The 12854-nt window shown below is 63.6% G+C and carries 9 protein-coding genes; 5 read left to right on the forward strand and 4 right to left on the reverse strand.

The features are described 5' to 3' along the window. Nucleotides 1-13: 13 nt before the first annotated feature. The 3 genes from J2W40_RS04380 to J2W40_RS04390 form a co-directional block, all read right to left on the reverse strand. Nucleotides 14-1057, reverse strand: a complete 1044-nt coding sequence (locus J2W40_RS04380) for a Rieske 2Fe-2S domain-containing protein (protein WP_310222169.1) — start codon at nt 1055-1057, stop codon at nt 14-16. A 145-nt stretch (nt 1058-1202) separates the two neighbouring features. Beyond that, nucleotides 1203-1982, reverse strand: coding sequence for an SDR family NAD(P)-dependent oxidoreductase (locus tag J2W40_RS04385; protein WP_310222170.1), 780 nt, complete (start codon nt 1980-1982; stop codon nt 1203-1205). A gap of 59 nt (nt 1983-2041) precedes the next feature. Next, the gene (locus J2W40_RS04390; RefSeq protein WP_310222171.1) at nt 2042-4294 is read right to left on the reverse strand and encodes a TonB-dependent receptor; all 2253 of its coding nucleotides are present in this window, start codon (nt 4292-4294) and stop codon (nt 2042-2044) included. Between the two features lie 244 nt (nt 4295-4538). Between J2W40_RS04390 and J2W40_RS04395 the strand changes: the two genes are divergently transcribed. From J2W40_RS04395 to J2W40_RS04415, 5 genes are all read left to right on the forward strand, one after another. Next, a complete protein-coding gene (locus tag J2W40_RS04395; RefSeq protein WP_310222172.1) occupies nt 4539-5828 on the forward strand; it encodes a Rieske 2Fe-2S domain-containing protein in 1290 nt (429 codons plus the stop codon). 147 nt (nt 5829-5975) lie between these two features. Next, entirely contained in the window at nt 5976-6908 is a 933-nt protein-coding gene (locus tag J2W40_RS04400; protein WP_310222173.1) for a PDR/VanB family oxidoreductase, read from the forward strand. 55 nt (nt 6909-6963) lie between these two features. Further along, a complete protein-coding gene (locus J2W40_RS04405; RefSeq protein ID WP_310222174.1) occupies nt 6964-8340 on the forward strand; it encodes an MFS transporter in 1377 nt (458 codons plus the stop codon). After that, nucleotides 8337-9965, forward strand: a complete 1629-nt coding sequence (locus J2W40_RS04410) for a GMC family oxidoreductase (protein ID WP_310222175.1) — start codon at nt 8337-8339, stop codon at nt 9963-9965. The genes J2W40_RS04405 and J2W40_RS04410 overlap by 4 nt, the downstream gene beginning before the upstream one ends. 11 nt (nt 9966-9976) lie before the next feature. Continuing rightward, the gene (locus tag J2W40_RS04415; RefSeq protein WP_310222176.1) at nt 9977-11464 is read left to right on the forward strand and encodes an aldehyde dehydrogenase family protein; all 1488 of its coding nucleotides are present in this window, start codon (nt 9977-9979) and stop codon (nt 11462-11464) included. 4 nt (nt 11465-11468) lie between these two features. On the opposite strand, the gene J2W40_RS04420 is transcribed toward J2W40_RS04415, so the two are convergent. Continuing rightward, nucleotides 11469-12701 carry a LysR family transcriptional regulator gene (locus J2W40_RS04420; RefSeq protein WP_310222177.1) on the reverse strand — a complete coding sequence of 411 codons (1233 nt, stop codon included), beginning with the start codon at nt 12699-12701 and terminating at the stop codon, nt 11469-11471. Between the last annotated feature and the right edge of the window lie 153 nt (nt 12702-12854).

Here is a 12854-nt window from a genome sequence, read left to right on the forward strand (position 1 = left end):
AAGGCTGAACGGTTCAGGCCGCGACCTTGCCGCCATCCTCCGCTTCCTGCATCGCGCTGAGCAGTCGCCGCGCCTGGTTGACCGCGCCGTCGCTGGCGATACCCACAAATGCCCGGTCCGGTTCGTCGTCGATCCGCCGCTGCTGCGCTTCCAGCGTCACCTCATCCTCGGTGATGGTATCGAAAAACTGGTCAAACAGCACGTCCGGCACGCCGCTTTCCTTGGGCGCGGTGGTGCAGATGGTCCACAGATAATGGCTGGTCGTTTCCGTTTCCGGCGTGATGAAATGGTTGTTGGCCAGCATGAAGCCATGGTCGCGCTTGCCTTCATAGGCACCGGTGCCAGCGTCACAGCCCCCCGCGTTGACGCGGCACGTCATGCCGATGCCCGGCTCGAACCGCACCTCCTGCCAGCGATCGACCCGGCCTTTGAACCCACCCGCATCGATATAGGATTTGGGCGGGATCGAATTGGGCATCTTGCGCAGCAACGTCACCTTGCGACCGTCGAACTCCACCTTGGTATCCGCATTATAATGCTGCTCCGGATTGCCGCCGATCGTGCGCGCATGGATATAGGGCACATGGGTCAGGTCCAAGATATTGTCGATGATCAGCTGCCAATTGGCCTTCACCGGGAAATTATAGGGCCGCCAGGACCATTTCGGGTCGTTATGTTCCGGGCTGTCGACGATGATCGACGGATCGGCCAGCGCCGGTTCGCCCATCCAGATCCAGATGAGATGATCCTTTTCTACCACCGGATAATGGCGGACATTGGCGGCGGCAGGGATACGCGCCTGGTTGGGGATGCGGGTGCAGGTGCCTTTGCCGTCAAATTCCACGCCATGATAGCAGCAGCGGATGACGTCGCCATCGACATGGCCGGCGGACAGCGGCATCGCGCGATGGCTGCACCGATCCTCCAACGCGGCGATCTCGCCGCTTTCGGTGCGGAACAGCACGACCGCCTTGTTCAGATATTTGCGCCCCAGCGTCTTGCCCGGTTCGATATCGGCGGCGAAAGCGGCCACATACCATGCGTTGTAAATGAACATGATGCTCTCCATTGTCCGGCCGGGCCGTTCACGGCTCCGGCGCTACCCTATTGTTGGTTGTGATTATGGATGGCCCGCGCAGAACCGCCAATCGCAATCCCATAACGCCATAAGAAAAGCGGGAAACAAAGACGGTAAAGCGGGATCACCGCAGATACAGCCCCCCATTCATGTCCAGCGTCGCGCCCACAAAGAACCCACCGCGATCCGAAGCCAGCAGCGCCGTCGCCGCCGCGATCTCGCCAACTTCCATGAAGCGGCCGACCGGCACTTCGCCCTCGACCTGCGCAATCTGTTCCGCCGACAACCGCGCCTTGGCCGTGTCGATCGGTCCCGGCGCGATGGCGTTCACGGTCACGCCGGTTCCGGCCAGATAGCGCGCGAAATATTTGGTCAGCATGATCGCTCCGGCCTTGGACGCGGCATAATGGGGGGAGGCCACCGTCCCGCCATTCTGCCCGGCGAGCGAGGTGATGTTGACGATCCGCCCATAGCCATTCTCGCGCATATGGTCGGAGAATATCTGGCAGCTCAGGAATACGCTGCGCATGTTGATCTGGACGATCGCGTCAAACTCTTCCGGACTGATATCCTGCGTCGGCGTGCGCTTGGCGAAGCCTGCATTGTTCACCACGATGTCAACCTTGCCCCACAGGCTCGCCATCTGATCCCGCGCAGCGATGAAATGCGCCTTCTCCCGCACGTCCAGCGTCAAGGCGATCGCCGTCTCGCCCGACGGATCGAGCGAAGCCGCCACCGCCTGCGCGACATTGCTGTCCACATCGCTGACGGCCACGCGCCCGCCCCCGGCGTGAATCTCGCGCGCCACCGCCTCCCCCACACCACGGCCGCCGCCGGTCAACAGCGCGGTGCGGCCTGCAAAGGAAAAACTGCCATTGGCAGGCAGCGTGAAGTGATCGCTCATGATATCGTCCTGCAATAAAATGGCGGGGAAGGCCGCGCCCTCCCCGCCCATGCCGCTCGTCAGCGGCGGATCGACAGCGTCAGGCCATAGGTCCGCGGCGTATTGGTAAAGATCTTCCAATAGGTCGTGCCATTGCCCGGTACGGCCAGGAAGGCGGTGATGTCGTCCGCATTCACGATCTGATAATTGTTGGTCAGGTTCTTGCCCCACAGACCGATCTGGAAACGGCCATCGGCCGTTTCATAATTCAGACGGGCATTGAGTGTCCGGCCCCGCGTGTCGCGATGCAGATTGTCATAAAGCCGCAGCGTATTGGCGTCGTCGGTCGAAATGCGGGTGGAGAAGTTGAAATCCGCCTGCGGCGTCAGCGTCGCGCCATTGCCCAGCCGCCCGGTATAGGCCGCGCCGACAGTGAAGCTGTCACGCGGCGCGAACTTGGCCGGATTGCCCGAATAATCGAGGTTCACCAGCGGATCGCGCAGATCGGTATAGGTGCCGACCAGATGCGTATAATTGGCGGTCAGGCGTAGATCCTCGACCGGGCGAATGACGGATTCGACCTCCATCCCCTTCATCTTGAGCGTGCCATTATAGGTATGGGCAATACCGCCCGCGCCGGAGAAATTCTGGAGATTCTTGGTTGTCTGGTGGAACAGCGCGACGTTCAGATCCAGTCTGTTGTCGAACAGGCGGGATTTCGCGCCGATTTCATAATTTTCGGCATTTTCCGGCTCCAACGGGATGGTCGGGTCGCGATAGGCATTGTCGACGAAGCCGCCCGATTTGAATCCCTTGGCATAGGTCGCATACATGTTGATCTGTTCGGTCGGCTCGAACTTGATCGTGAAGCGCGGCGTGAAGGCGTCCCAGGTGCGGCCGCCCGATGCGCGCACTTCGCCGGGGAAACCGAAACCGGGAATGGCCCCTGCATCCGTGGTCGAAAAGGCACGATAATCGACCTTCTTGCGATCCGACGTGTAGCGACCGCCCGCGACCACGGCCAGATTGTCAGTGATTTCGAACGTCGCTTCGCCGAACACGGCCAGGCTGCGGACATTGCCGTCCTGGACGCGCGTGATGTTGGTAACGTCGGGATTGCGACGGATGCTGCCGGGCACGGCCGATCCGGGCAGCGGGCTGTAGAAGAAGATGTTGGTCGTCGAAACATCCGCCGACAGGAAATAGGCACCCACGACATAGGAGAAGCGGCCCGGTGCTGAAGCGAAACGCACTTCCTGCGTGAAGCTGCGGTTCTTGACCACCTGGCGGCGGTCGAACACCGGCACGACCGTCCCCACCGGCACGTCGTCATTGATCGCGCGGCTGTCGTTCATGCGATAGCCGGTGATCGACGTCAGCGTGCCGCCGAGCAGGTCGAGGTCGCCGCGCAGATAGCCGCCGCGCAGCCGCTGGCGATAGGGTGACGATACGAAGTCGTTATTGGTCCATTCGTCATCGGTATAGGCACCGAACGTATCGGGTATGACCTGATTGCCGCCAATGCCGAGTTGGATCGCGCCGCCATTGCCTTTGGTATAGCTATAGTCACCTGACAGGACGACCTGCAGCGTATCGGTCGGCTGGAACAGCAGCTTGCCGCGCGCCGAATAGCTGTCATATTTGCCGTAACGTCCCGACTGGTTGGGCGTGTCGATCAGGCCATCGCTATGTTCGGTGCTGAACGCGAAGCGAGCGGCGATCTTGTCCTCGACCAGCGCGCCGTTCAGCATCCCTTCGGTCCGCACGAAGCCGCCATTGCCGCCACTGATCTGGGCGAAATAATCATCGTTGAATTCAGGATTGTTGGTGACCACCGCAATCGCGCCGCCCACCACGTTGCGCCCGAACAGCGTGCCCTGCGGGCCACGCAACACTTCGACGCGGTTGGTGTCGTAGAAATTGGCGTTCAGGTCGTTGTTGAACACATAATAGACGTCGTCCATGAAAAAGGCGACCGGCGTGTCCAGCGTGGCGGTACGGAACGTCGAGACATTGCCACGGATCGCGACGATCGACAGCGACTTGTCGGCGGTGTTGATGGTGATGCCCGGCATCTGCTGCGTCAGCGCGGCGGGGCTGTAGACCTGCGCCTCGCGCAGCAATTCGCCGCCGAACGCCGCAATGGAAAAAGGCACTTCGCGCACCGTTGATTCGCGCCGCTCGGCGGTGACGACGATGTCTTCGGGGAAGATCGCCTGCTGGGGCGCGGCGTCCTGCGGCACTGGCGGGTCGGCCTGCGCAAAGGCCGAAACGCTCGTCATGGCGGCCATGATCGCGCCCATGGCGCAGGATGTTTTGAAGCTGAAAGGCATTCCCGGACTCTCCCTTGACAACACGGCTTGATGCCGTCTGCCAACCGTGAAGCAGCAAAAACAAAAGAGGCGCAATAGCATCGTCCCGGTTATTGAATGGTCCGACCACATTCCGATTGGGGCGGGACGTGGAGTGGCTCTAGTCAGGGATCAGGGAATGGCACTGGCTTCGATTCACGCCGCGCCGATAACGAAAAGCAAGGAAGAGGCTGAAAAACTCATGCAGTCCACAGATAGCGCCGACATGACCAGGGTAGGACCGGGCACGGTCATGGGCACGATGATGCGCCAATATTGGCTGCCCGCCTGCCTGTCGTCCGAAGTTACTGCTGACGGCGATCCATTGCGCCTGATGATCCTGTGCGAAAAGCTGATCGCCTTCCGCGACAGTTCAGGCCGCGTAGGCATCATGGACCATCGCTGCCCGCATCGCTGTGCGTCGCTGTTCATCGGCCGCAACGAGGAAAACGGCATACGCTGCGTCTATCACGGCTGGAAGTTCGACGTCGACGGCAAGTGCGTCGATATGCCGTCCGTCCCCGCCCGCATGGACTTCAAGGACAAGGTCCATGCCAAGGCCTATAAGACGCACGAAGCCAACGGCCTGATCTGGGTCTATATGGGCGAAAACCAGTCCGCCCCGCCGCCCTTGCCGGAAATCGAAGCGACGATGCACCCGGACGCCGAAATCTGGTGCCTGCAGCGCGACTGCAACTGGCTCCAGGCGCTGGAGGGTGACATCGACACCAGCCATGTCGGCTTCCTGCATGTCGGCTCGATCGAAGCGGACGATCTGGATGAGGATCATCCGATGCGCCCGACCGTCCTCAACCGCGCGCCCGACTATGAAGTGGCGCAGGCCGACTGGGGCGTCATGTATGGCGGCTATCGTCCGAACGATGATGGCCAGATGAGTTGGCGCGTCGCCCATTATATGTTCCCCTTCTGGACGCAGACGCCCAACAACCGCTTCGCCACCCGCGCGATCGCCCGCGCCTGGGTGCCGATGGACGACGAACATTCGATGCTGTTCGACATCACCTGCGGCGTGGACGCGGGCAACCCGGCCTATACGTCGACGCTCAAGGACGGCACGCCCTTGTTCGCGCCGCTCGAATATGCGCCGACGACCACCGGCTGGTTTGGCCGCTGGCGCTCGCCCGATAGCGAGAAGAATGACTGGGCGATCGACCGGGAATCCCAGCGCAACGGCACCCAGTTCACCGGCATCCCCAACATCACGATGCAGGATCAGGCGGTGACCGAAAGCATGGGACCGATCACTGACCACAGCTTTGAAAATCTGGCCCCTACGGACCAGATGATCGCCCGCGTCCGCCGCCGCGTGCTGCTGGCCGCCCGCGCGCTCGCCAACAAGGGGACGCTGCCACCGGGCATCGAAGACCCCAGCATCTTCTATCGCGCGCGCGCAGGCTCCTTCCTGCACGACCCTAGCGACACGCTCGCCAACGCCTATGAATCGGCACTGGCCAAGGCGGTACGCTGGCCCGACAAGGTCGAAGCGGCTGAGTGACACATATATAAGGGCCGGGGCGATCCATGCCCCGGTGCCTCGGACAAGGATGATAGAGGTGACGACACGCATTGCGGTTTATCCGGTGCGCCGATCCATGGCGCCCCGGCCCTGCCAAGAGACGCATCGCACCGGACGGAGAGGGTGATGCGCGCACGACTGAAGAATATCCGCTGGGAGGCCGAAGGCATCAACAGCTACATCCTCGAACCCGTCGATGGCGGGCTGATGCCGCCCTTCGATCCGGGCGCGCATATCGACGTCCAGCTTTCCCCCGGTCTGGCGCGCAGCTATTCGCTGGTCAACGATCCCGCCATTCGCGGCTATTATGAAATTGCCGTCCATCATGCCATCGACGGTCGCGGTGGATCGCGCCACATCCATGAAAAATGGCAGGTCGGCCAGATCCTCGACATCTCGGAGCCGAAAAACAATTTCCCGATGGTGGAGGATGCCAGCCACACCGTGATGATCGGTGGCGGGATCGGCATCACGCCGATGCTCCCCATGATCGCACGTCTCGAAAAACTCGGCAAAAGCTGGGAACTCCATTATGTCGCCGCCTCGCCGGAGCGCGCCGCCTATGTCGATCGCCTGTCCGATTATGACCGGGTGGAAATCGCCTATGACGGCATTCCCGGTGGCCGCCGCCTCGACCTCAAAGCCATCTGCGCCGCAGCGCCCGCCGACGCGCATCTCTATTGCTGCGGTCCCGGTGGGATGCTCGATGCTTTCGTCGCGATCAATTGCGACCGGCCCAAGGGCCACGCCCATATCGAATATTTCTCGGCCGAAACCGAAATGGCGACCGAGGGCGGCTATACGCTTGAACTCGCCAGGAGCGGCAAGACCATCGCGGTCAAGGAAGGCGAGACGATGCTCGACGCGCTGCTCAGCGCCGGTGTCAATGTCGGCTTCGCCTGTTCCGAAGGGATTTGCGGCACCTGCGAGGTCAAGGTGCTGGACGGTATTCCCGACCATCGCGACCATTTCCTGTCGGACGACGACAAGGCCGCCAACAGGTCGATCATGGTTTGCTGTTCGGGGTCAAAAAGCGCGAACCTCGTCCTCGACATCTGATAGCGATATTCCGGTTTTTCAATTGCCTGTCGATAAATGAATAGAGCGGCCACACATGGCCCAGGGTAAGGAGAAGGTGTTGGCGGTCGTCCCAAGGAAAGGCAGCAGTAAAGGGATGCTGGATGACATACCCATGTCGTCCTACCAGATCTGGTCCGTGCTGATGATCGCCGCGACCGTCATTCTCGACGGCCTCGACAATCAGATGCTTGGCCTCGCCGCGCCCTCGCTGCTCCAGGAATGGGGCATCGACCGCACGGCATTGGGGTCCGTGTTCGCGCTGGGCTTTGTCGGCATGGCCATCGGCACGCTGACGTCGGGCTGGGTCGGCGATCGCTTCGGACGGCGCGGCGCGCTCATCATCGGCGTCGCCATCTTCGGCGTTGCGACCCTGCTTACCGGCTTTTCCACGACATTGTGGCAAGTCGCTGCGCTCAAGACGCTGGCGGGCGTGGGCCTTGGCGGCGTCCCCGGCACCGCCAGCGCCATGATCGCCGAATTCACCCCCGTCCGCTGGCGCAGCGTCGCCGTGACCTTCGGCGTGGTGTGCGTGTCGATCGGCGGGATATTGGGCGGGGTCGCGGCCGCACTGATCCTGCCGGGCCTTGGCTGGCGCTGGCTCTTCTATATCGGCGGCAGCGTGACGATGATCTTCGTCGCGTGGCTCTGGTTCGTCCTGCCCGAATCCCCCCGCTATCTGGCGGAACGGCCCGATCGCGCCGCTGAACTGGACCGCATATTGCGCCGCATCGGCCATCCCGACCCTGCCTCCGTCGCGCATGTGCCACGCGCCGCCGGGGAAGCGCCCCGCTACGAACCGATGCGCAACCTGTTCGGCACGGCCCTGTTGCGCGACACGCTGGCGCTGTCGGTCGCGATGTTCTCCGGCATGTTCATGATCTACCTCATGTTCAACTGGGCACCGACCATGCTGACCAGCGCAGGCTTTGGCCTGCAGACCGCCAGCCTTGGCCTGACTAGCTTCAACATCGGCGGCACCATCGGCGCGATGATCGCGTCGCTGGCGATCATCCGCTTCGGATCGCGTCCGGTGCTGATCCTGATGGCAATCGTCGGGGCGGCCGTCTGCGCCACCCTCGCCCTGCTGCCAATCAGCGGCGCGCGCAACGAAGGGGCTGTCCTAGCCTGCCTCGGCGCGCTCGGCCTCTTCGCCAGCGCCGCGCAATCGGCCATGTTCGCGGTCGGCGCGCACGCTTTCCCGACCGGCCTGCGCGCCCGTGGCCTCGGCCTTATGGGCGCAGCGGGCCGCATCGGCGCGATCGTCAGCGCGGTGGCGGGCGCCGTCCTGATCGACTGGGGCAATCTCGGCTTTTTCGGCGCGCTCGCGGCTTTGATGCTGGTCAACGCCTTGGGCTTCATCGCCGTGCGGGGCCATGTGCCCGCGCTCGGCCGCAAGGACGCAATTCTATGAGCGACAGCTTCGACTATATCGTGATTGGCTCCGGCTCGGCGGGCAGCCTGATGGCCAATCGCCTGTCCGCCGACCCGACCAATCGCGTCGCTCTGATCGAAGCCGGGCCATCCGACAAAAAATGTCCGATCAACCTCAAGACCGCGATGCCGGTCGGCAATATCTTCCTGCTGCCGCACGCAAAATATAACTGGAAACAGGCGCTGACCGGCAACGCCGCCGTGAACAACCGCACCATCAACTTTCCGCGCGGCAAGCTGTTCGGAGGATGCAGCGCCATCAACGGCGGCGTCTATATTCGCGGGCAACGGGCAGACTATGACGCCTGGGCCGATGCGGGCAATGACGGCTGGGCCTATGACGATGTTCTGCCCGCGTTCAAGGCGGTGGAAAATTACGCCGGTCCCGATACGCCCTGGCACGGCAAGGGCGGCGAACTGGATGTGCAGAAGCCCAAAAGCTGGAACCCGGTCAGCGCCGCTATCGTCGACGCGGCAGAACAGGCGGGGCATCGCCGCAATGATGATTTCGCCAGCGAGCGCCAGGACGGCTTTGGCCGCTACGACCTCAACCAGCGCAACGGCACCCGCCTGTCGAGCGCCCGCGCCTTTCTCCATCCCGCGCTGGATCGCACCAACCTGACCGTCATGGCGGACACCATGGTCCGCCGCATCCTGTTCGACCGGGGTCGCGCGGTGGGGCTGGAAATAGAGACGAACGGGGCACGCAGCACCATCGCGGCGCGGCGAGAGATCATCCTGTGTGCGGGCGCGACCAATTCGCCGCACCTGTTGATGCTGTCGGGCATCGGCCCGCAGGATCATCTACACGAGATGGGCATCGACCTTGTCCACCATTTGCCCGGCGTCGGCGCGCATTTGCAGGACCATCCCACCGTCCATGTCGCGATGGAAAACCCGTCGGCGGAATCCTATGCCGTGTCGGGCAAGGTTCTGCCCCGCATTCTCGCCAGCCCGTTCAAATATCTGCTGAAGCGCGAAGGGATGCTGGCTTCCAATGTCGCGGAGGCAGGCGGCTTCCTTTGCACCGACGGAACGGGTCGCCCCGACATCCAGATCACATTCCTCGCCGGGCTAAAACTCGACGCCCGCTCGGTCCCCCGCCGCCACGGCTATATGGGCCTCATCCAGTTGTTGCGTCCCAAAAGCAGCGGGTCGGTCCGTCTGGCCAGCAACCGGCCGGAAGACAAGCCGGTCATTGATCCCAATTTCTTTGCCGATCCCTATGACATGCAAACGCTGATCGCCGGGTTCCGCGCCTGCCGCCATATCTTCGCGCAGCCAGCGCTCGCCGCCATGACCGGCGCGGAAATCGAACCGGGCGCGCAGCATCAAAGCGACGCCGAGATCGACGCCGCCCTGCGCCAGATCGTCAACACTGCCTATCATCCCACCGGCACCTGCAAGATGGGGCCGGACAGCGACCCGATGGCCGTCGTGGACAATCGCCTGCGCGTGCGCGGCGTATCGGGCCTGCGCATCGTCGATGCCTCCGTCATGCCGGACATCATCAGCGGCAACACCTCCGCCCCCACCATGATGATCGCCCAGCGCGCAGCGCAGTTCATCCTGCAAGACGCCGTCACATCCAACATCGCCGCCTGAAAGAAGCTCCCATGACCCAGCTTATCATCCCCCCGCGCCCCGCCCTGCTCGACACCCCGCATCAGGACATGCTGATCGGCGGCCAGCGCGTCCCCGCTTTGTCGGGGCAGCGGTTCGAGACCCGCAACCCCGCCACCGGCGACCTGCTCGCCACCGTGGCGCAGGGCGGCGCGGAGGATGTCGACCGCGCGGTCAAATCGGCCCGCGCCGCGTTCGAGGGGCCATGGCGGCGGATGAAGCCGGTGGAGCGCCAGCGCATCATGCTGCGCCTCGCCGATCTGGTGGAGCAGCATTTCGAGGAACTGGCGATGCTCGACACGCTGGACCTTGGCGCACCCTATAGCCGCACGATTATGGGCAAGGCGCGGGCCGGGGCGCTGCTGCGCTATTATGCGGGGCAGGCGACGCTGATCGCGGGCGACACGATCGACAACAGCGCCATGGGCGACGTCCTCTCCCACACGCTCAAGGAACCCATCGGCGTGGTCGCAGCAATCAACCCGTGGAACGGCCCGATCGGCATGTCGGTGTGGAAGGCCGGGCCGGTACTCGCCACCGGCTGCACCCTCGTCATGAAGCCCGCCGAACAGACGCCCCTGTCCGCGCTGCGCTTTGGCGAACTATGCCTGGAAGCGGGCGTGCCGGACGGCGTCATCAACATCGTCACAGGCCTTGGCGATGCAGGCGCGGCGCTCTCCAGCCACCCGGACGTCGACAAGATCGCCTTCACCGGCTCCACCGGCGTCGGCGAAAAAATCCTGCACGCCGCCGCCGGGACGATGAAGCGTGTAACGGTGGAACTGGGTGGCAAGTCGCCCAACATCGTCTTTGCCGACGCCGATCTCGACAAGGCCGTCCCTGCCGCCGCCATGGCCGTGTTCGCCAATGCCGGGCAGATTTGCAGCGCGGGCACGCGCCTGTTCGTGCAAAGCTCAATCCACGACGAATTCATGGAGCGCCTGGCCGCCTTCACGAAGACGATCAAGGTCGGCGACCCCCTGGACCCGACCACCCAGATGGGGCCGGTCGTTTCCCTGCCCCAAATGGACAAGATCCTCGCCTTCATCGAAGGCGCGAATACAGAAGGCGCCCGCCCCCTGACTGGCGGCGCGCGCATGAGCGGCCCGGCCTATGATGCGGGCTATTTCATCGAACCCACCATCTTCACCCATGTCGCCGACGACATGACGATCGCGCGGGAAGAGATTTTCGGCCCGGTCCTCTCCGCCTTCATCTTTGACACGATCGAGGAGGTGCTGACCCGCGCCAACGCCACCGAATTTGGCCTGGGCAGCGGTGTATGGACCCGCGACCTTGGCACGGCGCACCGCATGGCGCGCGGCATCCGCGCCGGGTCCGTCTGGGTCAATTGCTACCAGATGCTCGACCCCGCCGTCCCCTTCGGCGGCTACCGCATGAGCGGCTTCGGCCGCGAGTCCGGCCCGCATCATATCGAGGACTATCTGGAAACGAAGGCTGTCTGGATCAACCTGGATTAGCCCCTCACACCCAGCCCGATTCCCGCAAGTCCGGCGGCGCGCCCGCCACCCGCTCGCCCTTGGCCGCCTCGCCCAGCATTTCCAGAAAGCGCCGCTGCGTCGCGGTCGGGCGCCAACTCCGCCGCGTCGTGATTCCCACCACGCGCTTGCTGCCTTCCAGCGGCGGCCCCACCTGCGTCAGCAGTCCGCTGCGGATCTGTAACGCCACCTGATCGGGCGACAGCAGCGTCAGGAAATCCCCCTCCGTCAACAACCGCCCGATGATCATCACCGACCCGCACTCGACCGGCGTCGCTGGCACCTTGCCTTGCCCGAACAGCTTTTCCCACTGTTCGCGCAATGGCGAATTGGCCGGCGCGACGATCCACGGATAGCTCGCCAGTTGCTCCATCGTCGGCTTGGCCACCTTGGCCAGCGGATGCTGGCTCCCCGCCGCGATCACCAGCCGATCCTCCGACAAGGGCAATTGGTACAGGTCGGCAATCTCGAACGGCCGCAGCGCGCCGACCACCATGTCGATCACCCCGTCGCGCAGCGGCTCCACCAGTTCCCGCCAGCTTCCCTCCAGAACCTTGAACGCCGCGCGCGGGTCGCTCCGCGCCATCCGCGCCATCGCCGCCGGAACCAGATAGGGCCGCGCCAATGGTAATGCCCCGAACGCGATCAATTCGCTCCCGCTCCCGCTATCGCGCCCGATGTCCGCCAGCGCCGCGACGATCTCCGCTACCGCCAGCCTTGTGCCCCGCGCCAGTCTTTTGCCCGCCGGATTAAGCCACACGGCCCTACCCCGCCGCTCGACCAGCTTCCCGCCGATCATCTGCTCCAGATCGCCGACCGCGCGATGCACCGCCGTCTGCGACAGGGTGCTGCCATGCGCCGCCGCCGCGAAACTCCCCGCCTCCGCCAGCGCCAGGAAGGCGCGCAACTGCGTCATCGTCATTAACCGCTCAGGGTAATGGAACACGCCCGACAAGCCCTTGGCCGCCTGCGACAGATGATCCAGCGCCGCGCGCGCCCGTTCGATGACGATCTCGCCCATGGGCGTGGGCACCATGCCGCCCGACCGCCGCTCGAAAAAGGTGTAGCCGAATTGCCGCTCCAGCTTGGCCAGCCCCTGCGTCAATGCCGGTTGCGACAGGCTGACCACATCGGCGGCGGCGGTGATGCTGCCATGTTCGCGGATCGCCAGCAGCGCGCGCAGGTGGCGCAGATTAAGGTCGAACGGATCGGTCGCCATGCCGCTTACTCTTGTTACCCTCCACCCGCGCGCTGTGGCGTCATCGGGCGACCTCAGCCTTACCGGACAACTGCCCCAAAGGACAGCGGCCCCTTGCCCCAATAGGCAGAAATTGTAATGGACTGACCATTATCACAATGGTAGGACCATTAG

The sequence above is a fragment of the Sphingobium xenophagum genome (assembly GCF_031457465.1).
Lineage (GTDB): Bacteria > Pseudomonadota > Alphaproteobacteria > Sphingomonadales > Sphingomonadaceae > Sphingobium > Sphingobium xenophagum_A.